General features: G+C 64.9%; 24 protein-coding genes. 9 read left to right on the top strand and 15 right to left on the bottom strand.

Annotated features, from left to right (window positions below; all coding sequences use genetic code 11):
• Positions 1–21: 21 nt before the first annotated feature.
• From murG to DND132_RS08275, 10 genes are read right to left on the bottom strand one after another with little or no spacing between them, the layout of a single operon-like run.
• Entirely contained in the window at positions 22–1,107 is a 1,086-nt protein-coding gene (gene murG / locus DND132_RS08320) for an undecaprenyldiphospho-muramoylpentapeptide beta-N-acetylglucosaminyltransferase (protein WP_041916014.1), read from the bottom strand.
• Positions 1,108–1,109: 2 nt separating this feature from the next.
• A complete protein-coding gene (gene ftsW, locus DND132_RS08315; protein WP_014322279.1) occupies positions 1,110–2,231 on the bottom strand; it encodes a putative lipid II flippase FtsW in 1,122 nt (373 codons plus the stop codon).
• Positions 2,224–3,528 carry a UDP-N-acetylmuramoyl-L-alanine--D-glutamate ligase gene (gene murD / locus DND132_RS08310; RefSeq protein ID WP_014322278.1) on the bottom strand — a complete coding sequence of 435 codons (1,305 nt, stop codon included), beginning with the start codon at positions 3,526–3,528 and terminating at the stop codon, positions 2,224–2,226. Before murD ends, ftsW begins: the two co-directional genes overlap by 8 nt.
• 4 nt (positions 3,529–3,532) lie before the next feature.
• A complete protein-coding gene (mraY, locus tag DND132_RS08305) occupies positions 3,533–4,609 on the bottom strand; it encodes a phospho-N-acetylmuramoyl-pentapeptide-transferase (protein WP_014322277.1) in 1,077 nt (358 codons plus the stop codon).
• Positions 4,606–5,994, bottom strand: a complete 1,389-nt coding sequence (locus tag DND132_RS08300; RefSeq protein WP_014322276.1) for a UDP-N-acetylmuramoyl-tripeptide--D-alanyl-D-alanine ligase — start codon at positions 5,992–5,994, stop codon at positions 4,606–4,608. The genes mraY and DND132_RS08300 overlap by 4 nt, the downstream gene beginning before the upstream one ends.
• Positions 5,991–7,514, bottom strand: coding sequence for a UDP-N-acetylmuramoyl-L-alanyl-D-glutamate--2,6-diaminopimelate ligase (locus DND132_RS08295; RefSeq protein ID WP_014322275.1), 1,524 nt, complete (start codon positions 7,512–7,514; stop codon positions 5,991–5,993). Before DND132_RS08295 ends, DND132_RS08300 begins: the two co-directional genes overlap by 4 nt.
• The gene (locus DND132_RS08290; RefSeq protein ID WP_014322274.1) at positions 7,489–9,450 is read right to left on the bottom strand and encodes a penicillin-binding transpeptidase domain-containing protein; all 1,962 of its coding nucleotides are present in this window, start codon (positions 9,448–9,450) and stop codon (positions 7,489–7,491) included. The genes DND132_RS08295 and DND132_RS08290 overlap by 26 nt, the downstream gene beginning before the upstream one ends.
• Positions 9,451–9,503: 53 nt before the next feature.
• Positions 9,504–9,785, bottom strand: coding sequence for a hypothetical protein (locus tag DND132_RS08285; protein WP_014322273.1), 282 nt, complete (start codon positions 9,783–9,785; stop codon positions 9,504–9,506).
• The gene (gene rsmH, locus DND132_RS08280; RefSeq protein ID WP_014322272.1) at positions 9,782–10,762 is read right to left on the bottom strand and encodes a 16S rRNA (cytosine(1402)-N(4))-methyltransferase RsmH; all 981 of its coding nucleotides are present in this window, start codon (positions 10,760–10,762) and stop codon (positions 9,782–9,784) included. The genes DND132_RS08285 and rsmH overlap by 4 nt, the downstream gene beginning before the upstream one ends.
• Positions 10,763–11,209: a division/cell wall cluster transcriptional repressor MraZ gene (locus DND132_RS08275; protein ID WP_014322271.1), complete on the bottom strand. Its 447-nt coding sequence runs from the start codon at positions 11,207–11,209 to the stop codon at positions 10,763–10,765.
• A gap of 277 nt (positions 11,210–11,486) precedes the next feature.
• Between DND132_RS08275 and pyk the strand changes: the two genes are divergently transcribed.
• Positions 11,487–12,929: a pyruvate kinase gene (gene pyk, locus DND132_RS08270; RefSeq protein ID WP_014322270.1), complete on the top strand. Its 1,443-nt coding sequence runs from the start codon at positions 11,487–11,489 to the stop codon at positions 12,927–12,929.
• A 7-nt stretch (positions 12,930–12,936) separates the two neighbouring features.
• Positions 12,937–13,947 (top strand): HD-GYP domain-containing protein, encoded by a 1,011-nt coding sequence (locus tag DND132_RS08265; RefSeq protein WP_014322269.1) that lies wholly within the window; start codon positions 12,937–12,939, stop codon positions 13,945–13,947.
• A gap of 86 nt (positions 13,948–14,033) precedes the next feature.
• On the opposite strand, the gene DND132_RS08260 is transcribed toward DND132_RS08265, so the two are convergent.
• A complete protein-coding gene (locus DND132_RS08260) occupies positions 14,034–14,525 on the bottom strand; it encodes a CBS domain-containing protein (protein ID WP_014322268.1) in 492 nt (163 codons plus the stop codon).
• A 141-nt stretch (positions 14,526–14,666) separates the two neighbouring features.
• On the opposite strand from DND132_RS08260, the gene DND132_RS08255 reads away from it, so the two are divergent.
• Positions 14,667–15,431, top strand: coding sequence for a DUF3108 domain-containing protein (locus tag DND132_RS08255; RefSeq protein WP_014322267.1), 765 nt, complete (start codon positions 14,667–14,669; stop codon positions 15,429–15,431).
• On the opposite strand, the gene DND132_RS08250 is transcribed toward DND132_RS08255, so the two are convergent.
• Together DND132_RS08250 and DND132_RS08245 are read right to left on the bottom strand one after the other, a co-directional pair.
• Positions 15,428–15,712: a hypothetical protein gene (locus DND132_RS08250; protein ID WP_014322266.1), complete on the bottom strand. Its 285-nt coding sequence runs from the start codon at positions 15,710–15,712 to the stop codon at positions 15,428–15,430. The two genes, DND132_RS08255 and DND132_RS08250, sit on opposite strands and share 4 nt — an antisense overlap.
• On the bottom strand, positions 15,709–16,017 hold the full coding sequence (locus DND132_RS08245; RefSeq protein ID WP_014322265.1) for a hypothetical protein: 309 nt from the start codon (positions 16,015–16,017) through the stop codon (positions 15,709–15,711). The genes DND132_RS08250 and DND132_RS08245 overlap by 4 nt, the downstream gene beginning before the upstream one ends.
• A gap of 112 nt (positions 16,018–16,129) precedes the next feature.
• Between DND132_RS08245 and rlmD the strand changes: the two genes are divergently transcribed.
• Positions 16,130–17,512, top strand: coding sequence for a 23S rRNA (uracil(1939)-C(5))-methyltransferase RlmD (rlmD, locus tag DND132_RS08240; RefSeq protein ID WP_014322264.1), 1,383 nt, complete (start codon positions 16,130–16,132; stop codon positions 17,510–17,512).
• Between the two features lie 354 nt (positions 17,513–17,866).
• On the top strand, positions 17,867–19,333 hold the full coding sequence (locus DND132_RS17980; protein WP_014322263.1) for a P-loop ATPase, Sll1717 family: 1,467 nt from the start codon (positions 17,867–17,869) through the stop codon (positions 19,331–19,333).
• Positions 19,334–19,619: 286 nt separating this feature from the next.
• On the opposite strand, the gene DND132_RS08235 is transcribed toward DND132_RS17980, so the two are convergent.
• The gene (locus DND132_RS08235; RefSeq protein WP_014322261.1) at positions 19,620–20,867 is read right to left on the bottom strand and encodes an HD domain-containing protein; all 1,248 of its coding nucleotides are present in this window, start codon (positions 20,865–20,867) and stop codon (positions 19,620–19,622) included.
• 204 nt (positions 20,868–21,071) lie between these two features.
• Here DND132_RS08235 and cbiM point away from each other — a divergent pair, with 204 nt between their 5' ends.
• The 4 genes from cbiM to trhA all read left to right on the top strand — a co-directional run bounded on the left by cbiM (position 21,072) and on the right by trhA (position 23,752).
• On the top strand, positions 21,072–21,668 hold the full coding sequence (gene cbiM, locus DND132_RS08230) for a cobalt transporter CbiM (protein ID WP_014322260.1): 597 nt from the start codon (positions 21,072–21,074) through the stop codon (positions 21,666–21,668).
• 35 nt (positions 21,669–21,703) lie between these two features.
• Positions 21,704–22,327: a hypothetical protein gene (locus DND132_RS08225; protein ID WP_014322259.1), complete on the top strand. Its 624-nt coding sequence runs from the start codon at positions 21,704–21,706 to the stop codon at positions 22,325–22,327.
• A gap of 229 nt (positions 22,328–22,556) precedes the next feature.
• Complete coding sequence (locus DND132_RS08220) at positions 22,557–23,009, top strand: RrF2 family transcriptional regulator (protein WP_014322258.1); 453 nt, start codon at positions 22,557–22,559, stop codon at positions 23,007–23,009.
• 101 nt (positions 23,010–23,110) lie between these two features.
• Positions 23,111–23,752: a PAQR family membrane homeostasis protein TrhA gene (trhA, locus tag DND132_RS08215; protein WP_014322257.1), complete on the top strand. Its 642-nt coding sequence runs from the start codon at positions 23,111–23,113 to the stop codon at positions 23,750–23,752.
• Between the two features lie 231 nt (positions 23,753–23,983).
• On the opposite strand, the gene DND132_RS08210 is transcribed toward trhA, so the two are convergent.
• Entirely contained in the window at positions 23,984–24,835 is an 852-nt protein-coding gene (locus tag DND132_RS08210) for a hypothetical protein (RefSeq protein WP_014322256.1), read from the bottom strand.
• Between the last annotated feature and the right edge of the window lie 33 nt (positions 24,836–24,868).

Below are 24,868 nucleotides of genomic sequence, written 5' to 3'. Positions count from 1 at the left end.
AGGGTCCCTGTGCTGCCATAATTATGACTCCTGCCCGCCGGCCATGGCGGCCAGCCCGGCCACGATGTCCCGGGCCGCGAATTGCCGGGCCATGGACCGGGCCGCTGTTTCCATGGTTGTCAGCCGCTCGCGGTCGGCCAGCAGGCCGAGCACGCGGTCGGCCAGCGCCGCGCCGCTCAACCCCGACTGGGGCAGCAGCACGGACGCGCCGATGTCCGACATGGCGCGGGCGTTCATTGTCTGGTGGTCGTGGGTGGCCTGGGGGAAGGGCACGAAGATGGCCGGGGCCCCCGCCGCCGCTATTTCGAAGACCGTGGACGCGCCGGACCGGCAGACAACCAGGTCGCAGGCCGCGTACTCGGCCCCCATGTCCTCGATGAATTCCCGGACCTGCGCCGGGTCCGCGCCCGCCGCCTGATACGCGGCGCGCACGCGGGAAAAGTCGATTCGGCCCGCCTGGTGGACCAGGGTGATCCCGGCCTCCATGAATGTCGGCAGGGCCTCGATGACCGCGTCGTTGATGGGCCGTGCCCCCTGGCCGCCGCCGAAGACGAACAGCCGCTTGCCGGGCGTCCGGCCGCGCCGCCGTTCGCCCGCCTTGAAAATCTCGGGCCGCACCGGATTGCCGGTCAGGAAGGTCTTTTGCGGGGGGAACACGCCCATGGTGTCCGGGAAGCTCAGGAACACCCGCCGGACCATCCGGCCCAGGACCTTGTTGGTCACGCCGGGCACGGAGTTCTGCTCGTGCACGGCCGTGGGGATGCCGAGCACGCGTCCGGCCAGCACCGGGCAGAAGCCCGCGTACCCGCCGAAGCCGATGACCGCGTCGGGCCGGAAGCGCCAGACCTCGTAGAGGGCCTTGGGGATGCCCGTGCCGAGCCAGCCCAGGCCGGAGAGCACGCCGGTGACGCCCTTGCCCATGACCCCGCTGGCGGGCAGCTCCAGAAATTCCAGGCCGTTCTTCCGGGCCAGGTCGCCCTCGGGGCCGGGGCCGCCCATGAACAGCAGGCGCGCGCCGTGGTTGTACTCGCGCAGGGCCGTGGCCACGGCCAGGGCCGGGAAGATGTGGCCGCAGGTGCCGCCGGTGGTCAGGATGACGCGGTCCAGGGTCATGCCTTCACCCTCCGGGAGAGGTTCAGCAGGATGCCCGCGCAGATGAAGGACACGGTCAGGGAGGAGCCGCCGTAGGAGATGAACGGCATGGCCACGCCCTTGGGCGGCACCGTGCCGAGGACCACGGCCAGGTTCAGGATCATGCCCAGGGCCAGGATGCAGGTGGTGCCGAAGGCGGTGAAGCGGTCCTGCAGGTCCTCGAGCTTCATGGCCACGCGGAAGGCGCGGTACAGGAAGAAGGCCACCAGGAGGAAGAACAGGGACATGCCCACGAAGCCGAGCTCCTCGCCAACCACGGCCATGATGAAGTCGTTGTGCGCCTCGGGCAGGAAGAAGAGCTTGCGCTGGCCCGCGCCGATGCCGGTGCCGAAGATCTTGCCCGAGCCGAAGGCGTACAGGGACTGGACCAGCTGGTAGCCCTCGTTCTGGGCCGAGGCGAAGGGGTCCAGGAAGGCGGTCCAGCGCTTGAAGCGGTAGGGCGAGGACGAGATCAGCATCCAGCCCGCGCCGCCCGCGAAGATCAGCGAGATGAACAGGTAGCTGAACCGGGTGCCGCCCACCAGGCACATGAAGAAGAGCAGGCCGCACATGACCACGGCCCCGCCGAAGTCCGGCTGGAGCAGGAGCAGGCCGCACAGGAAGCCGGTCACCAGGAAGGGCGGCAGGAAGCCCACGGAAAAGGTTCGGACCAGGTCCTGCTTGCGGGCGAAGAAGTAGGCCAGGTACAGGACCAGGGCCACCTTGGCGTATTCCAGGGGCTGGACGTTGAACGGGCCGAAGCGCACCCAGCGGGTGGCCCCGTTGACGCTGGCCCCGAGCGGAGAGATGCACAGGGCGAGCAGGACGATGGCCAGGCCGACCCAGAGGTAGGTCAGGGAGTAGATGGCCTTGGGCGGGATGCGGATCAGGACGATCATGGCCAAGAGCCCCGCGCCCGTGAACATCAGCTGGCGCTTGAAGAAATAGTAGGTGTCGCCGTAGATGCGCTCGGCCATGATGCCCGAGGAGGACAGGACCATGATCAGGCCGAACCCGGCCAGGACCAGGGTGGCGGTCAGCAGCCAGTAGTCCATGCGGCCCGGGGTTCCGGCCTTCCGGCCGTTCAGCGTGTTAGTCATGGAGTCCCTCCACCGCGCGTTTGAAGTCCGCGCCCCGCTCGGCCATGTTGTGGTACTGGTCGAAGGAGGAGGTGGCCGGGGAGAGCAGGACCACGTCGCCGGGCGCGGCCAGACCGGCCTGCCGTCTGACGGCCTCGGTCAGGGTCTCGTCCCAGGTCACGGAAAAATGTCTGGCCAGCTCCGGCTCCAGGATCTCGCGCGAGCCGCCGAACAACCCCACGGCGGCCACGCGGCCCTTGATGCCCTCGGCGAATTTGGCCACGTCGCCGCCCTTCCACACCCCGCCCATGAGGATGCGCACCGGGCGCTCGAAGGCGTGAACGGCCGCCTCGGCCGCGTCCAGGGTGGTGGCCTTGGAGTCGTTGACGTAGAGCACGCCGTTCCTCTCGGCCACGGGCTCGATGCGGTGGGGCAGGGGGCGGAAGTCGCGGATGGCCTCGGCGGCCTGCTCCTCGCTCACCCCGAACCGCTTCACGGCCTGCCAGGCGGCCTCCACGTTGGAGCGGTTGTGCTCGCCCAGGAGGTGCGGGGCCTCGAACCGGTTCGTGGGTCCGAACCACTCGATGTGCGCCTCGGTGAAGGACCGTCCGTCCAGCAGCGGGTGCAGGGACTCGTGCAGCAGGGCGATGTCCTCCGGACCCATCCGGCTGAACAGGTGCAGCTTGGCGTCCAGGTATTCGTCCAGGTCCGCGTGGTAGTCCAGGTGGTTGGCCGAGAAATTCAGGAACAGGCCGACGTGCGGCTTGAACCGGAGGCAGTTCTGGAGCTGGAAGCTGGAGACCTCGAGGACGATGATCTCGGCCGGCTCCATGTCCAGGAGGTACTCGCACAGGGGCACGCCGATGTTTCCGCCGGTGAACACGCGGCGTCCGGCCTTCTCCAGGATCTCGGAGATGAGCGTGGTGGTCGTGGTCTTGCCGTTGGACCCGGTCACGGCCAGGATCGGGGCCTCGATGAACCAGGAGGCGAACTCCAGCTCCGAGACCACGTTCCGCGCCGGGACGCCTTCGAGCACCGGGGCGAGCTTTCTGACCGGCACGCCGGGCGAGAGGACGATGACGTCCGCGTCCGCGAAGTGGCCTTTCTCGTGGGGGCCGACCACCAGCTCCGCCTTGCCCGCCAGGGGACCGAGCTTCGCCTCGGTGACCGACTCGTCGCGGTCGACCACGCGCACCCGCGCGCCGAGCACGTCCAGCAGCCGGGCGGCGGCCAGGCCGGACTTGCCGGTGCCGACCACCACGGCCTGCTTGCCGTCGAGAATGGCCTCGTTGATGAATTTGCGGACGATGCGGTTCACGGTGCTACCTCAGTTTCAGCGTGGACAGGGCCATCAACGCCATGAGTATGGACAATATCCAGAAGCGGACGATGATCTTGGATTCCGGGATGCCCTTGAGTTCGAAGTGGTGGTGCAGGGGGGCCATCTTGAAGATGCGCTTGCCGCCGGTGAGCTTGAAGTAGCCCACCTGGAGGATGACCGACAGGGTCTCGAAGACGAACACGCCGCCCACGATGGCCAGCAAAAGCTCCTGCTTGGCCAGCACGGCCACGAAGCCCAGCGCCCCGCCCAGGCCGAGCGAGCCCACGTCGCCCATGAAGATCTGGGCCGGGTGGGCGTTGAACCACAGGAAGCCCAGTCCCGCGCCGACCATTGCCCCGCAGAAGACCGTGACCTCGCCGATGCCCTGGATGTTCTGGACCTGGAGGTATTCGGCCATGGTCGCGTGGCCGGACACGTAAATGAAGATGGCGAAGCAGGCCATGGCCACGACCATGGGCCCGATGGCCAGCCCGTCCAGGCCGTCTGTCAGGTTGACCGCGTTGCTGGTCCCGACCATGACGACCATGGCGAATGGCAGGTAGAACCAGCCGAGGTCCGGATTGAAATTCTTGAAGAACGGCACGGACAGCCGGGTGGAGTAGGCGGGCTCGTGGATGAGCATGGCGATGGCCGCCGCCGCCACCAGGCATTGCAGGGTGAACTTGGCCTTGGGCGACAGCCCCTCGTTGCGCCGTTTGACGACCTTGATGTAGTCGTCGGTGAAGCCGATGGCGCTGAACCCGGCGAAGGCCAGCAGGGTCAGCCAGACGTAGACGTTGGTCAGGTCGGCCCAAAGCAGGGTGGACACGGACACGGAGAACAGGATCATGATCCCGCCCATGGTCGGCGTGCCCTGCTTGGCCTGGTGTTTGGGGCCGTCCTCGCGGATGTACTGGCCGCACTTGACCCGGGTCAGCCAGCGGATCATGGCCGGGCCGAACAGGATGGAGATGATCAGGGCGGTCAGCAGGGCCCAGACCGAGCGGAAGGTGATGTACCGGAAGACGTTCAGGACGCCCAGGTCCGAACTGTACGGAACGAGCAGGTTGTAGATCACTTGCCGCCTCCTTGGGCTTCCGCGTTCACTTCGCGGCACAGGGCGTTGGCGTAGAGCTCCATGCCCAGGGAGCGGGAGCCCTTGACCAGGACCGCGCCCTCGGAGATGCACAGCTCGCGCCAGGCCTCGAGAAATTCGTCCACGTCGCCGGCCCGGCGCATGAACCCGCCGAAGCCGCGCTCCACATCCAGGAAGTGGTCGCCCTTGTAGAAGACCATGGCGGGCGCGGTCTCGCGGATGACCCGGCCCAGCTCCTCGTGGCGCAGGACCGCCTCGGCGCCCAGCTCGCGCATGTCGCCCAGGACCAGGACCAGGGGGCGCTCCCCGGCCAGTTCCCTGGCCGTGCGCAGGGCGTTGGCCATGGACAGGGGGTTGGCGTTGTAGGTGTCGTCGATGACCGTGATCCCGCCCCCGATCTTGCGGCAGAAGCGCTGGGGGTCGGCGGCCATGGCCTGCACGCCGCCGACCACGTCGTCGCGGGTCAGCCCCAGGCAGTGGGCCGCGGCGGCCACGCAGGCCAGGTTCTCGGCGTAGTGCCTGCCGCAGAACGGCGCGGTCAGCTCGCCGTCGCCGTCGGGGGTGCGCAGCCGGAACCGGCCCCGGCCGTCGGGCAGGGCGCCCAGGAAGGCGGCGGAAAAATCGCTCTCGGCGTCGTCCCGGCCCGAGAAGCCCACGGGCGCGTCCACCAGCTCCAGGGCCGCGTTCCAGAGCAGCGGATAGTCCCTGGAGATCACGGCGCGGCCGCCCTGGCGCAGGTAGCGCAGCAGGGCGGTCTTGGCGCTCGCCACGCCCGCCTCGTTGCCGAGCCCTTCCAGGTGGCCGGGCCCCACGTTGGTGATGATCGCCAGGTCCGGGCTGGCCACCGGGGCCAGCTCCTCCATGTCGCCCCGCCGGGAGATGCCGAGCTCCATGATCCACAGCTCCTGGTCGGCCGAGGCCTTGAGCATGGACGTGGGCAACCCGATCTGGTTGTTGAAGTTGCGGTAGTTCTTGGCCGTGGCGAATTTTTGCGAGGCCACGGCGAAGAGCATCTCCTTGACCGTGGTCTTGCCCGCCGTGCCGGTTACGGCCACGAGTTTCGCCCCGCAGGTGTCGCGCCAGCAGGCGGCCAGCCGGCCCAGGGCCGTACGGGTGTCGCGGACCATGATGACCGGCGCGTCGATCTCGCCGATCATGCGCGAGGCCACCACGGCGCAGGCCCCTTTGGCGGCGGCCAGGGCCGCGAACTCGTGCCCGTCGAAATTCTCGCCCGCGATGCAGAAGAAGAGGTCGCCGGGCTCGACGGTGCGGGAGTCCGTCTTCACCTCGGTGACCACGGTCTCCTCGAAGCCCTCGTCGGCCAGGGTGCCGAGGCAGCGTGCGACTTCAGCCAGGGTCAGGTTCACGAATACACTTCCTCGATGGCCTTGAGCGCGGCTTCCTTGTCGGAAAAGTGCCGCTTGGTGGTGCCGATGATCTGGTAGTCCTCATGCCCCTTGCCCGCGATGAGCAGGGCGTCGCCCGGCTCCATCTCGGCCACGGCCATTTTGATGGCCTCGGTCCGGTCCGGGTTCTCCATGACCCTCTTCGCCCCGGCCAGTCCGGGGCGGGCGTCGTCCATGATCGCGGCCGGGTCCTCGGTGCGCGGATTATCCGAGGTCAGCACGGCCACGTCGGCGTAGCGGGCGGCGGAAGCGGCCATGAGCGGGCGCTTGGTCCGGTCGCGGTCGCCGCCGCAGCCGAAGACCGTGATCAGCCGCTTGAAGTCCAGGGCGGCCAGGGTCCTCTGCACGTTGTCCAGGGCGTCCGGGGTGTGGGCGTAGTCCACGAAGATGTCAAGATTCTTGTCGTTCATGACCCGTTCGAGCCGTCCGGGCACGCCTGGGAAGGTGGACAGCCTGCGCATGTCCTTGCAGTTCAGGCCGAGCTGCAGTCCCACGGCCTGGGCGGCCAGCAGGTTCAGGGCGTTGAACGAGCCCACCAGCGGGGAGCGGACCACCCAGGTCTTGCCCTTCCACGAGGTCTCGATCTCCATGCCCTGGCCGGTCATGGACAGGATGCGCCCCTGGACCAGGGGCTTGTCCCCGACCTCCTGGCGGACCAGGGAGGCGTCGCCGATGCCGTAGCCGATGCCGCCCTGGCACTCGGCCAGGAGACGGCGGCCGTAGGGATCGTCGTAGTTGAGCACCGCCGCCTTGTTCAGGCGCGGGTACTCGGAGAAGAGTTTGGCCTTGGCCCGGAAATAGGTCTCCATGTCGCCGTGGTAGTCCAGGTGGTCCTGGGTCAGGTTGGTGAACACGGCGGCGTCGAAGTCCAGTCCGGCCACGCGGTACTGGTCGAGCGCGTGGGAGGAGACCTCCATGACGGCCACGTCCACGTCGGCCTTCTTCATGTTGAAGAGCAGCTCGTGGATCATCCAGCAGTCCGGGGTGGTCAGGGGGGCGTCCATCATGAAGCCGGGCCAGCGGTAGTTGACCGTGCCGAGCACGCCCACCTTGAGCCCGCTCGAGGCCAGCAGGTGCTCGATGATGTAGGAGGTTGTCGTCTTGCCGTTGGTCCCGGTGATGGCGACCAGCTTGAGGTCGCGGTCCATGACCTGGAAATGGGCGCGGGCCAGTTCGCCCAGGGCCACGGCCGGGTTGTCCACGTACACGGCCACGGCCTTCTTCTCGACCACCGGGGCGACGAGGTCGCGGGCCGCCTCCGGGGCCACGATGTAGCGCGCGCCGTTGTCCAGGGCGTTCGGGATGTAGTCGAGGCCGCGCACGGCCGTGCCGGGCATGGCCACGAAGCACTCGCCGTCCTGGATCTTGCGCGAATCCGTGCGCACGACCAGCCCTTTTTTCGCCTTTTCCAACAGGGTCTCGAATTGCATGACGCCCCGTACCTTTTCCTTTTCGCTATGAGAGCCAGAGAACAAAAACATCATCCGTTCCCTCCTTGGCGCGGTTGCCGGGCCAGGGCTGCCCGGCCGCGGGCTCCTGGCGCTTGACCGTCATGCCCTGTCCCTTGATCACGGGGACGATCCCCATTCTGACCAGGGTTTCCAGGGCCCGGCGGACGGGCATTCCGGCCACGTCCGGGACCTTGCCGTCGTCGGCCGGGACCACGGGGGCGGGCACGGCGGCGGCCAGGGGTTCATCCGTTGCGTCGCCGACCACGGGGGTGTCCTCGGCCTCGGCGTGCAGGGTCTCGGACAGTTGGTCGTGGTAGGCCAGGGTGCGCACGGTCACCTCGCGGCAGACCGGGGCGGCGACCATGGAGCCGTAGTTGGCCTTCTGGGGCTCGTCGATCATGGTGATGACCAGAAGCTCCGGGGCCTCGGCCGGGACCAGGGCCACGAAGGAGGACAAATACTGGTCGCCGTATCCCCCTTCCTTGGAGGCCTTCTGGGCCGTGCCGGTCTTGCCCGCCATGCGGATGCCCTCGATGCGCGCGCTGCGCCCGGTGCCGTCGTCCTGGACGACCTCTTCCATCAGCTTCAGGACCGTGGTCGCGGTCTCGGGGGAGAAGACCTGGATGGAGGCGTTCTTGCGCTCGCTCTTGGGGGACAGGATGAGATTCAGGTCGCGGGTGGCCCCCTGGTTGGCCAGGCAGAGGAAGCCGCGCGCCAGCTGCACGGCGGTCACGCCGATGGACTGGCCGAAGCTGATGCAGGCCAGGTCCACGGAGCTCCAGGCCCCGGCGGGGCGGAGGATGCCCGTGGACTCGCCCGGCAGGCCGAGGTGGGTCTTCTCACCGAAACCGAGTTTGGTCAAATAGTCATGGTAGACCCCGGCCCCGAGGTTCATGCCGATCTTGGCCGAGCCGATGTTGGACGAGTAGCGCAGGACCTTGCGGGCGGGCAGCCAGCGCTCGGGGTGGGTGTCGCGGATGATCCGGCGGGCCACCTTCCAGCGGCCGTTCTCGCAGTCGATGAGCGTGTCCGGGGTGATGGTCCCCTCCTGGAGGGCGGCGGCGAACAGGAACGGTTTCATGGTCGAGCCGGGCTCGTAGATGTCGGTCAGGGGCCGCAGCCTGCGCTGGGACGGCTTGGAGGAGCGCACGGTGTTCGGGTTGAAGAACGGCTCGCTGGCCATGGCCAGGATGTCGCCGGACTTGACGTCCACCACCAGGACGATGCCCGCCCTGGCGTCGTACTTGGCGATGGAGTTGGCCAGGGCCTGTTCGGCGGCGTGCTGGATGTGGGTGTCGATGGTCAGCTGCACGTCCTTGCCGTTGACGTCCACCTCGCGGCCGTGGGCGTCGAGGTAGAGCAGGTGGCCCGTGGCGTCGCGCTGGACCTCGAACTCGGCCCTGCTCGGGGCGAGCAGCTTGTCGTAGACGCGCTCGACGCCCTCGCGGCCCCGGCCGTCGATGTCGGTGAAGCCGAGCAGCTGCCCGGCCAGGTGTCCGTTGGGGTAGATGCGGGCGTGCTCGGTGGTCAACCGGACGCCCTTCAGGTCAGCCCGGTCCAGGGCGGCGGCCTCGCGGTCCGTGACCTGCCGTTTTATCCAGACGAATTTCTTGCGGGACTTGAGCTTGGCGTAGACCTCGCGGCGGGACAGCTTGAGGTCGCGGGACAGGACGTCGGCGGCCACGTCCACGTTCTCGATCTCGTGCGGACGGGCGAATACGGACCGAGCCTCCACCGAGGTGGCCAGCATGGCCCCGTTGCGGTCGAGGATGCGGCCCCGCTCGCCGTATTCGTATTCGGCGGCCAGGCTCTGCCTGGAGGCTTGATCGGCCAGGTCGTCGCCCTCATGGAGCTGCACCCAGCCGGTGCGTACCCACAGAGCACCGAGCGCAATCGAGAAGAGGGCCATGACGAACCCCATCTTGATCCCGCTGTGATCCGTGCGCCTTGCGTTGTCCTGTGCCATCGTATTCCCTGTTTCCCACTATGGCGGCGCGCTGTATGGCGTAAAGCGCGTCGCTATTGCGAGGCAATGCGCCGTATCTGGCCCGGCGCCGCCACTCCCAGGCCGAGTTGGCCCGCGAGCTTTTTCAGCCTGTAGGGCGAAACCAGGTTGTTCCTCTCAACCGTCAGTTTCGCGGCCAGATCCTCTTTCCGGCCCAGGCTCTGCTCCATCTTGCGCAGGTCGTATGCCAGGTCCATGCGCTCGATGTTCAACCAGACCGCCCCCAAACCGAGGAACAGCGCCATGCCCAGCAGGCCCAGCACCATCCAGAGGAGCGTCTTGTCGGTCTTGCTCATGCTTCTTCTCCGTCGGGACCGAGCCGTTCCGCCACCCGGAGCTTGGCGCTCCTGGCGCGGGGGTTCGCGTCCCGCTCGGCGTCCGAGGCGGCCACCGGTTTCCTCGTCAGCACCTTCATCTCGGGTACGCCGCCGCAAGTGCAGTGGAGTTGATGCGGGGGGCATTTGCACCCTTTGGCGGCATCCCGAAATGCGTGCTTCACGGCCCTGTCCTCCAGGGAGTGAAACGAGATTATGGCCAGCCTCGCGCCCGGTTTCAGGCGTCCGACTATGGTTGCAAGGTAATGTTCAAGTTCCTCAGTTTCCCTGTTGACCGCTATGCGCAGTCCCTGGAAGGTCCGGGTCGCCGGGTGGTTGCGCGCGGTGTGCCGCATCTTCGGCGGGTAGGCCAGCCGCACTATCTCGGCCAGCTGGAGCGTCCTCGTGATCGCCCCTTTTTCCCGTTCCCTCACTATCGCCGACGCGATCTTCCCGGCCAGGGGGTCTTCCCCGTACACCCGGATGATCCGCGCCAGTTCGCCGTGTTTCAGCGTATTGACCAGTTCCTCGGCCGAAGGGCCGGAGTCCGGGTCCATGCGCATATCGAGGGGGCCGTCGTGGATGAAGCTGAATCCTCTATCAGCCTCGTCCAGTTGCAGGGAGGAAACGCCGAGGTCCAGGACCGCGCCGTCGATCCGCTCCCAGCCGACTTCGTCCAGGGCTTCCTCGAACCGGGAGAAGGGCAGGTGGAACAAATGCACGCGGCCCGCAAACGGCTCAAGCCGCCTGGTCGCGAGCGCCAGCGCCTCCTGGTCCCGGTCGAGCCCCACGAGCTCGGCCCCTTCGCCCGCCGCTTCGAGAAGCGCCAGGCTGTGGCCGCCCATGCCCAGGGTGCCGTCCATGTAACGGCCGCCGGGGCGGGGCTGAAGCCACCGAACCACTTCATGTAAAAGAACCGTGGTGTGGAGCGAGGCGGGACTGACCTCTCCGGACTTCATTTAGAAGGGCAGGGAGACGTTGTTTTCCGCCAGCTCCGAGGACACGTCGTAGTCCTGGTCGAGCAGGTTCTCGAAGGCCTCGGCGGACCAGATCTCAAGCCGCCGCCCGGCACCGATGACCACCACGTCCCGGTCGAGCTTGCCGGACTTGCGCAGGTGCGCGGGAATGGCGATGCGCCCCTGCTTGCCCACCGGGGTCTCGGTGTACCCCAGGTTCAGCAACCGGATGGTGTTCTGCAGTTCGCGGCTGGGCGACTTGATGGACTCCAGTTCGCTTTCGAGCTTGTTCCACTGTTCCGGGGTGATGCCGATGACGTGTTTGTCGAAGATGGTCAGCACGATGACCCCGTCCGGCAGCTCCGAACGGATCGTGTCCCGGAACTCGGGCGGCAGTATGAGCCGACCCTTGTCGTCCAGGCTTCTGTGTGCGTGACCTCTGAACTTCATCAAATCCCCCGGAAACCCATCATGCTCCACATCTTTACACCATGTCTACACTAAATTCCACTTCTTCCCACCTCTGCGCGAAATTCAAGGGAAAGTCAACCGTTCTCCGGGAAATGGTCGGCGAAATTCACCGAGTATCATTGATTTTTTGACGGCCCGCGCCTAGACTTGCACCAATCTTGAACGAGTGCCCTCGGCAATTGTTCTGTAAATCCACATGCAAGACGAGCTTCGGCCCGCGCCCCGCCGGGGTGCGATCCGGGGCGGGGAGGCTGTCATGGACAGACATATAAAGATCATCGCCACCCTGGGCCCGGCCACCGGGTCCTATGAGGCGGTCAGGGAACTGGTCAAATCCGGGGCCAAGATATTCCGGCTCAATTTTTCCCACGGCGGCAAGGAGTTCTTCGCCCAGATGGTCCAGATCATCCGCCGCCTCGAAGAGGAGACCGGCCTGACCCTGACCGTGCTCCAGGACCTGTCCGGGCCCAAGATCCGGACCTGCGACGTGGGGCTGGGGGCCTTCGAGGTGACCAAGGGGACCGAGGTCCTGCTCGGCACCCCGGACAAGGCCGAGGGCGTCAAGGAGCCGTTCATCTGCCTGGACATCCCCGAGATGTTCCACGGCCTGAAGGTCGGCGATCCCGTGGCCCTGTCCGACGGCATGATCCGCTTCAACGTGGTCGCCGTGGAGGACGAGCACCTCATCCGGCTCCAGGCCACCAACTCGGGCATGTGCCCGCCGCGCAAGGGCATCACCTTCCCCGGCACCAAGACCCCGCTGGCCCCGCTGACCGACAAGGACAAGAAGGACCTGGCCTTCGGCATGGAGCTGGGCGTGGACGTGGTGGCCATGAGCTTCGTGCAGAAGCCCGAGGACATCCGCAACCTGCGCCGGGAGATGGCCCAGCACGGCAAGCCCCTGCCCATCATCGCCAAGCTGGAGCGCACCGCGGCCCTGGAGTGCCTGGACGAACTCATCCAGGAGGCGGACGGCATCATGGTGGCGCGCGGCGACCTCGGGCTGGAGCTGGACCTGGCCGAACTGCCCGTGGCCCAGAAACGGATCATCAAGTCCTGCAACGAGGCGGGCAAGCCGGTCATCGTGGCCACCCAGATGCTCCTGTCCATGGTCAACTCGCCCATGGCCACCAGGGCCGAGACCACGGACGTGGCCAACGCCATCCTGGACGGCGCGGACTGCGTCATGCTCTCCGAGGAGACGGCCATCGGCAACTACCCCGGCGAGACTGTGCGCTTCATGCGCAAGATCGCCTACGAGATCGAGGCCTTCATGTTCGAGCCCGGCCATACCGAGCTGGACCGGGGCAGCGCCAGGGACCATCCCTCGACCTTCCTGGCCTATGCCGCGGCCATGCTCGCGGGCAAGACCAACGCTCGGGCCATCGTCTGCCACTCCACCTCCGGGGCGACCTCGCGGCTGCTCTCCTCCTGCCGTCCCGCGCAGTCCATCTACGCCCTGTCCTCGGACCGCGTGGTGCGCCACTTCACCAACCTGTCCTGGGGGGTCATCCCGGCCGTGCCCCTGGACGTCATCCACGACCACCAGGAGCGGGCCGAGGTTTTCGTCCGCCAGTGCACGGACTTCGTCGAGGGCGACATCGTCATCATCACGGCGGGCCAGCCCGAGCGGGGCAAGTCCACCACCCAGACCAACGTGGTCAAGCTGTACGAGAAATTGAGCAAGGAAGAGGACTAGCCGATCCATGCGAGCCGACCAGAAGCACGACATCCCCGACGGGCTCAACGAGGAGTACTACCAGGTCAGCGCCGACATCCTGGGCAGCTTCAACAAGTACCGTCCCCCCCTGAACATCTTCACCTTCAAGGAGGACGTGGCCAGGGTCATCCCGTACTACCGGGTGGGCGGCAGGCTGTCCAACGAGCAGGTGGCCGAACTGGCCGACCTGACCGGCCAGGGGCTGGTCTTCGTCTCCCGCGAGGACCATCCTGTCTACGTCAAGCACATCAGCTACCAGCTGGACCTGGTCCTGGTGGACGGCAACCTCAAGGAAAAGGAGATCGCCGACATCTTCACCCAGGCCCTGACCCGCAGGCTGGCCGAATTCTTCGAGCAGCCGGTCAAGGCGGTCTTCGAAAAGCTCTGGGTGGACCTCATGGTCCTGGCCGAATACCTCTACGCCGACATCCGCCGCGCCCGCGCCCTGGTCCGGCGGCTGCACAAGGAGCACACCCTGGAGAACCACTCGGTGAACACCGGCTTTCTCGGCCTGGCCCTGTGGGGCAAGATCAAGGAGAAGGGGTTCGCCGAGGGGGTCAAGCGGGCCACCTTCGACCGCGTCCTGGCCGGGCTCTTCCTGCACGACCTGGGCATGGCCAAGGTGCCGCCGTTCATCCGTACCAAGGACAAGCCCCTGACCGGCGATGAGCGCGCCAAGGTCAACGCGCACACCAAGGTGGGCTTCGAGATGCTCGGCAAGCTCGGCCTGCGCTACCCTGAGATGGACCAGTGCGTGACCGAGCACCACGAGCGCATGAACGGCTCGGGATACCCGCTCAAGTCGGTCAAGCAGGAGTTTCCGGGCCGCCTGACCGCCGTGGCCGATTCCTTCTGCGCCATGGTCGTCAAGCGCCCCTACGCCGAGCCCATGGGCTACATCCAGGCGGCCACGGTCCTGGCCCAGGACCCGCGCTACGACCAGGAGATCACCAAGGCCCTGCAGATGCTGCTCCTGATCGACCTGAAGATGAAATAGGCCGCGCCCGTCCCGCAAACCGAATCACGCAAAAAAGGCGGCCCGCTCCATATGGGGCGGGCCGCCTTGTTGCGTCTTGGGGGGGATCAGCCCTTGAATATCTGGACCATGTCGCGGGTCATGTCGCGGTACACGTCGGTCACGTAGACCACGCCCATGACCTTGTCCGACTCGACCACCAGGGCCCAGTCGCGGCGGGACTTGAGGAACACGTCCAGGACCACCAGGATGGGGTCGTTGGGTTTGAGCAGGGGCGGGTTGGGGATGATGTATTCGTCGAGCCGGAGCTGGGTGCAGATCAGGCAGGCGTTGGCGAACTGCTGGTCCCAGTCCACCTCGCCGTCCAGGGTCAGGTTCTCGTCCTTGAGCACGGACTGCTTGACCGCCTTGAACAGCTGCCACAAGTTGATGGTCCCCTTGAGCCTGCCGCCCTTGGTCTTGACCACCACCACCTGCGAATCCGGGGCCTCGACCATGGCCGCGCGCATGACGCGGATGGCTTCGGCCAGGCTGGCGTCCTCCTGGACGGTCGGGTATTCGTCGCGCATCATGTCCCAGGCGCGCTTTCTGAGCATCATAGGGGCTTTCCTCCGGTAACTTGCTGTTGGTCAGGGCCTCTCTCTGCCCTACGTAGCGCGTGTGCGTGGATTTGTCCATAACAACGGCGTGGTTAGAGGGCTACTCCTTGACTTGTCCCGCAGGAATGGCGAATATGGTGTATGCGTGGAATACTCCTGGCCGCCTTGCTGGCGGTCCTCCTGGCCGTGCCCGCAAGGGCCGACGAGACCCCGCCCCCGGCCTTCGGGCCGGGTGAGCGCATGTACTACGACATCTACTGGACCGTGATCCATGCGGGCAAGGCCGAGCTGCTCTGGCGGGAGGACGCCGAGCTGGACGGGCGTCCGGCGCGCTACTTCTTCGCCAAGGCGCGGACCCTGGGCTGGGTGGACAACTTTTACAAGGTCCGCGACACCATGGAGGCCTGGACCGACATGGGCCTCAACTACGCGCTGCTCTACAAGAAGGACCAGAACGAAGGGTCCTACCACAAGAAGGTGGAGCTGGTCTTCGACAAGGAGGCCAACAAATCCTACCGCTACGCCCGGGGCAAGTTGCAGCACACCATCGACCAGCCCGAGAACGTCTTCGACCCCATGTCCATTCTGTTCGCCTTCCGCAAGCACGCGCTCTACGAGGGCATGGAGTTCGACGCCAACGTGTCCGACGGCAAGGTGTCGGTGGTGGGCAGGGCCTTCGTGGAGGGGCGCGAGACCGTGGAGACCGGCATCGGCGACGTGGACGCCTTCCGCGTGCGCCTGGACATCCAGCACCTGTCCGGGGTGTTCAAGAAGTCGAAGGACGCCCAGCTCTACGTCTGGTTTTCGGCCGACGAGCGGCGCATCCCGGTCAAGGTCCGCTCCAAGGTGGTGGTTGGCTCCTTCATCATGACCCTGCGCGAGTACCATCCGCCCGCCGAGGGCTAGCGGGGCCGCGCCTCTTCCCCGTCGTCCACCAGCAGGTGGACCTTGTTGGACCGGGGAAACTCCCGTTTGAGCGCCCCTTTGAGCCGTTTCCTGAGTCCGTCCGCGTCCTCCAGGACGGTCTCGTCGCGGTAGCCGAACTCGCGGACCTCGAAGCCGTCGTCCACCCGGCGCACGGCCACGCCCCGGTCGCGCTTGAAGGTCAGCAGGGTCAGGACCGCGCCGTCGGGCAGCGTCTTCAGCCGGGAGAGGGCCGTGGGCAGGGCCGCGCCGAGGTCGATCATATGACCTTGCGCCCCGTGGGCAGATCGTCGCCCTCGGCCGCGCCCAGGTCGTAGACCCGGAGCTTGGTGGACCGGGGAAACTCCCTCTTCAACAGGGTCTTGAGCAGCTTTTTCAGGTCGGCGGCCGGGACCCGGAACGTTTCCCGGCGGAAGCCGTCCTCGGTCACGTCATAGCGGTCCGCGCCCGCGCGCCGGACGAGCACCGAGCGGTTGCGCTTGTAGGTGCGCAGGTCCAGGGCGTGGCCCACGGGCAGCGTGTCGAGCCTGCGCAGCAGGACGGGCAGGGCGGTGGCCTTGTCGAGCATGGCATAACCATAGACAGGCGGGGAAATCCGTGTCAAACCCCCAGCGACCAATCATTGTATACCGCGTCCCGGTGTGCCATTCTGTGGGCGAACCGGAACCGAGGAGGCTCCCGTGCCCTTGCAGAAAGACGACGTCATAGAGTGTTCCATCGAGTCCCTGGCCTTCGGCGGCCGGGGCGTGGCCCATGTGGACGGCATGGCCGTGTTCGTGGCGGGCGGCCTGCCCGGCGACACGGTCACGGCCCGCGTGGTCAAGGCCAAGAAGCGGTTCGCCGAGGCCGTGCTGGAGCGCGTGACCGCGCCCTCGCCCCATCGCGTGGAGCCGAAATGCGCGCACTTCGGCTCCTGCGGCGGCTGCGCGGTCCAGGACCTGGACTACGCCGAGCAGGTGGCCCAGAAGGCCGCCCAGGTGGAGAACGCCCTGCGGCGCATCGGCGGGGCGGCGGACTTCGTTCTGGACCCGCCCGCGCCGTCGCCCGCGGTCTGGAACTACCGCAACAAGATGGAATTCGCCTTCGAGCAGGGCGAGGACGGCCCGCGTCTGGGGCTGCGCGCGACGCTCCCGGCCGGGGACAAGGGGCTGGCCCCGGTCCTGGACATCGAGGAGTGCCATCTGTGCGCCTCGCGGGACGTGGACATCCTGCGCGCGGCCCGCGACTTCGTCCGCGCCTCGGGCCTGTCCGCCTACGATCCGGCCGACAACACCGGGTTTTGGCGGCATCTGGTGGTCCGCCACACCGCCCTGAACGAGATCATGGTCCACCTGATCACGGCCGAGGCCCCGGACGACTACGGCCAGGCCGAGGCGCTGGGCGAGTCGCTGGCCGACCGCTTCCCGGACCTGACCTCCTTTGTCCACTCCTCGCGCGCCCGCCGCTCCCTGGCGGCCACGGGCGAGAAGGCGGTCTTCCGCCTGGGCGCCCGCACCGTGACCGAGGAGGTCGCGCACGGCGACCGCACGGTGCGCTACCACCTCGGACCCAACGCCTTTTTCCAGACCAACACCGCCGGTGCGGGCGAGCTCTTCGGCACCGTCCGCGAGTTCTGCGGCCTCACGGGCGTCGAGACCGTGCTCGACCTCTACTGCGGCTGCGGGGCCATCGGCATCTTCCTGGCCGACCAGGCGCGCCGCGTCGTGGGCGTGGAGGTCAGCGAGGAGGCCGTGTCCAAGGCCTGGGCCAGCGCCAAGCTGAACAAGCTGACCAACTGCGAATTCACCGCCGCCTCCCTGGACAGCCCGGCGGCCCTCAAGGGGCTGCCCAAGGCCGACGTCCTGGTGGTGGACCCGCCCCGCGCGGGCATCCACGAGAGCACGGCCCAGGCCATTCTGACCCTGGCCCCGAAAAAGATCCTGGCCGTGTCCTGCGACCCCACCACCCTGGCCCGCGACGTGAAGCGCTTCTCCGAACACTACACCCTCACCCGCGCCCGCGCCGTGGACATGTTCCCCCACACCCACCACATCGAGACCGTGACCCTGCTGGAACGCAAGTAGGCGGACCGGCCCCCTGACGGGGGCGTAGAGCCCCGGCCGTCAGCCGGTCCGGTGGCAGGGGCAAGGTGGGCCGGTGCGCTCTCTATAGCCGAGCGCCCCGCGATATTCCGGAAGCTGCCAGGACAGTCAAATTACAATCAAGGCCTTGGTTGACACATTGTCAGCCAAGGCCTTTTTGCTGCCGTTTGGACGGTTTTCATTACGCTTGCTGTTGTCGAACTGGGGTATACTCTAGATGGATGGAGATTTATTCTCTTTGGGGCCTTCTTTACTACCCTTGCATTGCTCCTTGCATGCTTTTATTAGGTGAGATATCGATTGACGATATTCAAAGTAAGGAGCGGAGGCAGACAAATGGAGATGGTTGATTATGTCAGGAGCATTTTTATAGGAAATTCCGTTGCTGAGTACGATGATGCTCTTGATAAATATTTCGTCGAAACTGAGGCGTTCAGGGCGTTGATAGAGGGGCGGGTTGACGTCATTGCTGGGGATAAAGGAACGGGTAAAACCGCACTCTATCGAATGATTATCAGTCGACAACGGCAATTGCCCGAACTCAAAAACATTGAGATTTTAACCGCTTTTAATCCCACAGGAAGTCCTGTCTTTCAGAAATTGACACAGGATAAGCCCCTGACTGAGGGGCAATACAAAAGTATTTGGAAGGTTTACATCCTGTCTCTTGTTGGGAATTGGGTTTTATCGATTGCAGATGGAGAAGGTTCCAAAAAATTTGCCAAACTTGATTCGATATTAAGAGATTCTGGATTGCGTTTGGACAGTGATTCTCCAGCAACTGTGTTTGGTAAGCTCGCTAATTTGGTGAAAAGGTTTTTGCACCCTGATTCAGTAGAATCTAGCCTGACTTTTTCAGAAACAGGGGTGCCGATTTTTGTACAGAAATATGAATATAGCAACAATAAAAAAGAAGAATATCAAGAGGTTTCACATGAGGATGCTCTTCGTATATGCAACGAATGTGTAAAAGAGCTTGGTGTGACTGCGTGGTTTGTCCTTGATAGATTGGATGAGGCATTCCAAGGATATCCAAATATAGAAGTTCCTGCACTGAGAGCATTGCTTAGAACTTGTCTTGACATGCTTGAATTTTCGAATATTAAAATTAAACTATTTGTCCGATGTGACCTTTTTCGAAAAATTATAGGGGATGGGTTCGTTAATCTAACGCATATTAATGCAAACAAGACAGAGATCGTCTGGGATGAGGAAGATTTACTTAACCTGTTATGTGAGAGGTTAAAAGAAAACCAAGAATTAATATCGTCATTAAAGCTAACGGATTCCACTAATGACAAAATTTTTAATAGGGTTTTCCCAGAACAGGTTGATGTGGGAGATAGGAAGCCAACATGCTGGAATTGGATAATGTCACGAATTCGAGACGGGAATAATATAAAACCTCCCCGTAATTTGATCGATTTGGTTTTCCTTGCTAGGGAGGCTCAGTTGCGTCGTGAAAATAGAGAGCCTAGACTCTATTCTGCGGATTATCCCATAATTGAATCTGATGCGATACGGCGTGCATTGTCAAAGCTTAGCCATACACGTGTTGAAGATACGCTAATGGCAGAAGCAGGGGAGTCTGTCGCATTAATATACAAATTTGAGGGCCAAAAGAGCGAGCACAATATAGAATCGTTATCGGTGTTGCTTGGAAAAGAAGGCGGGGAATTACTGCTAGCTGTTAAACAGTTAGAAGAAATTGGTTTTCTTGAAAAGTTTGGACAGTCATATAAAGTGCCCATGCTCTACCGAGAAGGTTTGTCGATAATCCAAGGTAAAGCATTTAATGTGTAATTCATTATGAAATATGAAGGTCGCTTCAATGGCGCCGCAATTTGTGCTTATTGTGACCTTTTTACGAAAATAGTAAGGAGGTTAGGTGGTCTGCATTTCACCACATTTTCACTCCCCGCGTTCATTGACAGGCCGGAAACGGTGATCAGTTTAGCAACCCAAGCCGGTTAATATTCCAGAAAATATGCCGGAAGAACACCCGAATATTCAATTGATCCCGGTATGTCTTTTCTAATTCGATTATCATTTTAAGCCCCTCAATTAGAGGGGCTTTGCTTTTCGCCCGCTAGTCGAAATCCGCCAGCAGGGCGCTGACCTGGACCCCGGCAACGATCGGGTGTTCCTTGTATTTGAGCTGGATGCGATAGAGGGCGTGGTGGAGCTGGTCCGAGGAGATGCCGTTCTTGAGGGCGGTGTGGGCCTCGATGTAGGCGGCCAGGGCGTCCGAGACCTTGAGCAGGGGGCCGTCCTTGGGGTCCAGGGTGTCGTGGTTGTAGCGCCCGGCCAGGTCGGTCTCCGAGGCCTCGGAGACCACGCCGTCCAGCATCACCGTGGCCTTGAACTCGCTGCCCACCGCAAGGCCCAGGAAGTACTCCAGGCGCTCGGTGATGTCCGTGTAGCCACCCTCCTTGAGGGGGTTCAGGACCACCCGGTTCAGCTCCAGGATCTCGTATTCGTGGATCAGCTCGCTGATGTCCTGGGAGGCCCCCTTGACCGGGGAGATGATGTCCCGGGTCAGCAGCTCGGGCAGGTCGTGGAACAGGCCGGAAAAGAAGTTGTTCTGGCTGCGCGCCCGGCAAGCCCCCACCTCCATGGAGAAGAACCAGGAGTAGGCGGCCACGATGAACATGTGGCCCAGGACCGAGGTCTCGGGCACGCGCGGGGTCTGGGACCAGCGCTTCTGGAACCGCAGCCGCCCGCACATGCGCGCGAACCCGCCGAGCACCGTGCCGTCCTCGTCGAGCAGCTCGGCCACGCCGTTCAGGTCGCGCATGGCCTCCAGCCGGTCGATGAAGCTCTGCTCGATCTCGAGCAGCTCGTGGTCCATGCGGTTGATGGACTTGAGCAGCTTGAATTCCGAATAGCTGGCGTACAGGTGGGCGGCGTGCAGGATGCGCCGGGCCAGCCCCTTGTCCTCGGGGTGCATCAGGTACTCGCCCATGCGCCGGATGAAGTCCTCGCCCAGCGGCATGATGCGCGGGGTCAGCTCCCGGAGGACCCAGGCCGTCAGCGTCCGGTAGTCCTCGGCGTTCTCCTTGATGCGGTAGAAGACCGGCGGCTTGATGTCCGTGATGACCAGCCGGTACAGGTAGTCGAAGATGCCGCCCTCGATGATCGACTCGCCGAGCGCCCGCTTGCGGGCCACGTCCATGTCCCGCGAGTTGAGCAGGAAGAGCAGCCAGGCCACGATCATCTTGTGCCCCTGCTTGTCCACCTCGACCAGCTCCATGGGCCGCAGCTTGTCGTTCCAGCGCTTCATGAACGCGCCGGAGAAGATCAGTTCGAGCAGGCTCTTTCGGATGATGACGGACATGGTTGCTCCCTTGGGTTGCCGTGCGCACCCAGAGTGCCGAAATCGGCCGGGGAAGGCAACCGCCCCGCGCGCCCGGACGGGTGCAAACACTGCTTGAAAAATAGGCCCGGTAGGTGTATACAAATTTTAAATTGTTAACACGCTGGCGAAATTTCCCCGGAAATCGAGGGGTTGGTTCGCCCGCGATGACGCAAAGCGGGTCTTATGCACATATCGGAAGGCGTCCTCTCGGGGCCGGTGCTCCTGGGCGGGGCGGTCCTCACCGTGGCCGGAACGGCCATCGGCCTGAGGAAGATCGACTACGACCGGATCATGTCCGTGGCCATCCTGTCCGCCACCTTTTTCATCGCCTCGCTGATCCACGTGCCCATCGGCCCGTCCAGCGGGCATCTCATCCTGGGCGGCCTGCTCGGCGTGGTCCTGGGCTGGGCGGCCTTCCCGTCCATCCTGGTGGCCCTGACCCTCCAGGCCGTGCTCTTCCAGTACGGCGGCCTGACCTCGCTCGGGGTCAACTGCTTCAACATGGCCGCGCCCGCCGTGCTCTGTTGGTATCTGTTCCGGCCCGTGCTCGTGCGCGGCGCGGGCAGCCGGTTCGCCGCCGCCTTTGCCTGCGGCTTTCTGGCCATGCTCCTGAGCGCCACCCTGACCGCCGGGGCCCTGGCCCTGTCCGGCGACGAGTTCGTCGAGGCGGCCCAGGTGCTGTTCCTCGCCCATCTGCCCATCATGGTCATCGAGGGCGTCATCACCGGCTTTGCCTACGCCTTCCTGGCCAAGGTCAAGCCCGAGGTCCTGAGCTGCTGACCCGCGCATTGCACCCGACAAACCGAGGAGTTGTCATGAACCGCCTGATCATCGCCGTGTGCCTGGCCCTGGCCGCGACCCTCTGCCTGGCCGCCGTGTCCGAGGCCCACAAGGTGAACATCTTCGCCTACGTGGACGGCGACCGCATCGTCACCGACAGCGGCTACAGCCGCACCAGCCGCGTGCACCAGGGCGAGGTGGAGGTCTACGACGCCGCCACCGGAACCCTGCTCCTGAGCGGCAAGACCGACGACCAGGGCCAGTTCGCCTTCGTCATCCCCGCAGCCGCCCGCGAAAAGAAGATGGACCTGCGCCTGCTGCTCAAGGCCGGGCAGGGCCACCAGGCCGAATGGACCGTGCGCTACGACGAGTTCGCCGACGCCCCCCGGCCCGCGTCCGACATGGTCGCCGAGGAGGAGCCCGCCGTGGAATCCGCCCCGGCCGCGCCCGTCGCCGTCGCCCCGGCCGCCGTCCCGGCGGGCGGCCTGACCGCCGCCCAGGTGGAGTCCATCGTCCGGCGCGAGGTCGAGCCCCTCAAGCGCATGGTCGCCGAGCTGCACGACAGCGGGCCGTCCATGGTCGAAATCCTCGGCGGCATCGGCTGGATTTTCGGCCTGTTCGGCGTGGCCGCCTACGTCAGGAGCCGCCGCAACCCTTAGCCCGCGCGGCCTTGTGGAAAATCAGACCCGAAAGGTCGCGATTGTTGTCGCGGCCTTTTTTTTGTGCTAATTCCCCTACGGAAACATTCTGAATTGTCCTGACGGGCTTTCCCGGCGGGGCGTTCATGGGACCCGTTGCGGGGCCCCGTCGGTTCCTGTGCAGGGACCGACGCCCCTCGGGACTGGCCGAAACCGATTGGACCGCAAACCACACCACAGGGGGCCACACATGAAACTGACCACACGGAGCCGCTACGGGACCCGCATGATGCTCGACATCGCCCAGCACGGGAAGGACGGGCCGGTGCGTATCCAGGACATCGCCGACCGCCAGGGCGTCTCGGCCAAGTACCTGGAAAAGCTCATCCGCAAGCTCAAGGACGTGGGTTTCGTCAAGTCCAAGCGCGGCCCGCGCGGCGGGCACTCCCTGGCCAAGCCCGCTGCCGAGATCCCCATCGGCGAGGTGGTCCACGCTCTGGAGGGAGACGGCTCCCTGGTGGAGTGCCGCTCCGGGGACAAGGGGTGCTCGCGCATGAAGGAGTGCCTGACCCGCCGCCTGTGGCAGGAGGCCGCCGACGCCATGTACGAGCGCCTGAACACCTTCACCCTGGCCGACCTGATCAACGACGCCGAGCAGTGTCGGAGCGCGTCCGTGGAGCCGTGGAGCCGGGGCGGGTTCTGATCGGGGAGCACATTCCGGCTCGTCGGGGGCGCCGTGAAACACTTGTTTGACGCGCGCAAGTGTGCCATGCTGAATATGGCTGAAATAGCCGAGGAGCCGTCATGACCTTATCCCTTCGCGACCCGGTCAGCGGGTTGACGCATTGCATCGCCGCGGCGCTGGCCGTGCTCGGCACGGTCCTGCTCATCGTTCGCGCCACCGGCCCGGCCCTGCCGTGGCACATCGTCACCTTCTCCATCTTCGGCGGGGGCATGATCCTGCTCTTCACCGCCTCCACCCTGTACCACTGGCTGCCGGTGAACGACCGCTGGGTCCGCGTCCTGCGCCGCGTGGACCACTCCATGATCTTCTTCTACATCGCGGCCACGTACACGCCCATCTGCCTCATCCCCCTGCGCGGTCCGTGGGGCTGGTCCATCTTCGGGGTCATCTGGGGGCTGGCCATCGGCGGCATCGTCATGAAGGTCTTCTGGATCACGGCCCCGCGCTGGCTGTCCACGGGCATCTACCTGGCCATGGGCTGGCTCGTCCTGGTGGGCGTCTACCCCCTGGTCCAGGCCATGTCCCCGGCCTCCCTCATCTGGCTGGTGGCCGGCGGTCTGGTCTACTCCCTGGGTGCCGTCATCTACGCCCTCAAGTGGCCCAACCCCTTCCCCAGGCACTTCGGTTTCCACGAGATATTCCACATCTTCGTCATCGGCGGCTCGTTCTGCCACTACGTAGTCATGTACTGGTACGTGTAGGGGGCGCGGCGGCTTCCGATAGCGGCGCGTCAGCACATTTTTAGAGGGCGCGGCCGATCCTCACGTATGCTGCAATACGCTGCGGTCGGCCGCGCCCTCGAAAAATGTACTGCCACACCACTCTCGAAAGCCTTGCTGCGTCGGGGGCGTCGGGGCGCTTCGCTGCCGACGCTGAAGGGCTGGGAGGCGGGGTGCCGGGACTGCTTTTCGGGGCGGTGGTTCAGGGGTGGGTTATTGGGCCTGGATGTTGCGCATGCGGCGCTGCACGCGTTCGTCTCCGGTTTCCACGGGAGGGGCCGGTTCGGCGGGACGCCTGGAGAACACGGCCTTGAAGCCGCCGGGGCCGCAGGCGGCCGAGGCCAGGAGCGGGGCGATGAGCAGGGCGTCCAGGGGCATGGCCTTGCCGAACGAAAATTCCAGGACGCGGGGCAGGACGAAGATCACGTTCAGGTACAATGCCGCGTGAATCCAGAACCGTTTCCGCCGCGCCCCCTTGGGCAGGTCGGCGTACCGGACGCCCGGCCGGGACACGGTCAGCCAGTGGAGTATCCACAACCCCAGGCAGACCTTGGCCAGGAAAAGCAGGATCAGGGCCATGTTCATGTACCTGGGCCGGACCAGCATGGTCATCAGCAGCCATCCGGCGTAGGGCGCGCCCATGTACAGGCCGATGAAGGGCAGCCACAGTCCCGGGCCTTCCGCGTCCGGCGGACGCCTCACCTCGCCCGGTTCGGACCGCTTCCCCGGCGCATGGAGCATGCCCAGAAAGATCAGGACCGGCATGGCCAGGGGCAGGAGGTACAGGCTCGATCCGGCCTGGAGCAGCTGCAGCACGGGCATGAGCACCAGCCCGATGTACAGGACCAGGTACAGGACCCAGCGCATGCCCCGGCGCGCCCTTGACACGAAGGCGAACCGGCCCTGCGGCCGGAAAAGCACCAGGTGCAGGCTCATGACCGCAAAGAGCAGGGCCAGTGCGGCCTGGACACCGGCCTGGACGTCGAGCCTGTCCGCCCACCGCGCAAGCAAAACGCAGGGCAGGTAATACCCGGCCAGGGCAAGGAGATAACGCTTCAGGAACATGACCTTCTCCATGGGCGACGCGGCGCGCCATGA

The organism is Pseudodesulfovibrio mercurii, assembly GCF_000189295.2.
GTDB lineage: Bacteria > Desulfobacterota > Desulfovibrionia > Desulfovibrionales > Desulfovibrionaceae > Pseudodesulfovibrio > Pseudodesulfovibrio mercurii.
This window is presented reverse-complemented; position numbering and strand designations above follow the sequence as displayed.

Excerpts from the sequence above, each read along its gene's own strand:
- cbiM (WP_014322260.1), top strand. The coding sequence starts at position 21,072 with ATGCACATATCGGAAGGCGTCCTCTCGGGGCCGGTGCTCCTGGGCGGG.
- DND132_RS08265 (WP_014322269.1), top strand. The coding sequence starts at position 12,937 with ATGCGAGCCGACCAGAAGCACGACATCCCCGACGGGCTCAACGAGGAG.
- DND132_RS08275 (WP_014322271.1), bottom strand. The coding sequence starts at position 11,209 with ATGAAGTTCAGAGGTCACGCACACAGAAGCCTGGACGACAAGGGTCGG.
- DND132_RS08210 (WP_014322256.1), bottom strand. The coding sequence starts at position 24,835 with ATGTTCCTGAAGCGTTATCTCCTTGCCCTGGCCGGGTATTACCTGCCC.
- DND132_RS08225 (WP_014322259.1), top strand. The coding sequence starts at position 21,704 with ATGAACCGCCTGATCATCGCCGTGTGCCTGGCCCTGGCCGCGACCCTC.
- DND132_RS08250 (WP_014322266.1), bottom strand. The coding sequence starts at position 15,712 with ATGATCGACCTCGGCGCGGCCCTGCCCACGGCCCTCTCCCGGCTGAAG.
- DND132_RS08235 (WP_014322261.1), bottom strand. The coding sequence starts at position 20,867 with ATGTCCGTCATCATCCGAAAGAGCCTGCTCGAACTGATCTTCTCCGGC.
- ftsW (WP_014322279.1), bottom strand. The coding sequence starts at position 2,231 with ATGACTAACACGCTGAACGGCCGGAAGGCCGGAACCCCGGGCCGCATG.
- DND132_RS08245 (WP_014322265.1), bottom strand. The coding sequence starts at position 16,017 with ATGCTCGACAAGGCCACCGCCCTGCCCGTCCTGCTGCGCAGGCTCGAC.
- DND132_RS08285 (WP_014322273.1), bottom strand. The coding sequence starts at position 9,785 with ATGAGCAAGACCGACAAGACGCTCCTCTGGATGGTGCTGGGCCTGCTG.
- DND132_RS17980 (WP_014322263.1), top strand. The coding sequence starts at position 17,867 with ATGGAGATGGTTGATTATGTCAGGAGCATTTTTATAGGAAATTCCGTT.
- DND132_RS08295 (WP_014322275.1), bottom strand. The coding sequence starts at position 7,514 with ATGTTTTTGTTCTCTGGCTCTCATAGCGAAAAGGAAAAGGTACGGGGC.
- trhA (WP_014322257.1), top strand. The coding sequence starts at position 23,111 with ATGACCTTATCCCTTCGCGACCCGGTCAGCGGGTTGACGCATTGCATC.
- DND132_RS08260 (WP_014322268.1), bottom strand. The coding sequence starts at position 14,525 with ATGATGCTCAGAAAGCGCGCCTGGGACATGATGCGCGACGAATACCCG.
- DND132_RS08220 (WP_014322258.1), top strand. The coding sequence starts at position 22,557 with ATGAAACTGACCACACGGAGCCGCTACGGGACCCGCATGATGCTCGAC.
- pyk (WP_014322270.1), top strand. The coding sequence starts at position 11,487 with ATGGACAGACATATAAAGATCATCGCCACCCTGGGCCCGGCCACCGGG.
- DND132_RS08255 (WP_014322267.1), top strand. The coding sequence starts at position 14,667 with ATGCGTGGAATACTCCTGGCCGCCTTGCTGGCGGTCCTCCTGGCCGTG.
- DND132_RS08290 (WP_014322274.1), bottom strand. The coding sequence starts at position 9,450 with ATGGCACAGGACAACGCAAGGCGCACGGATCACAGCGGGATCAAGATG.
- rsmH (WP_014322272.1), bottom strand. The coding sequence starts at position 10,762 with ATGAAGTCCGGAGAGGTCAGTCCCGCCTCGCTCCACACCACGGTTCTT.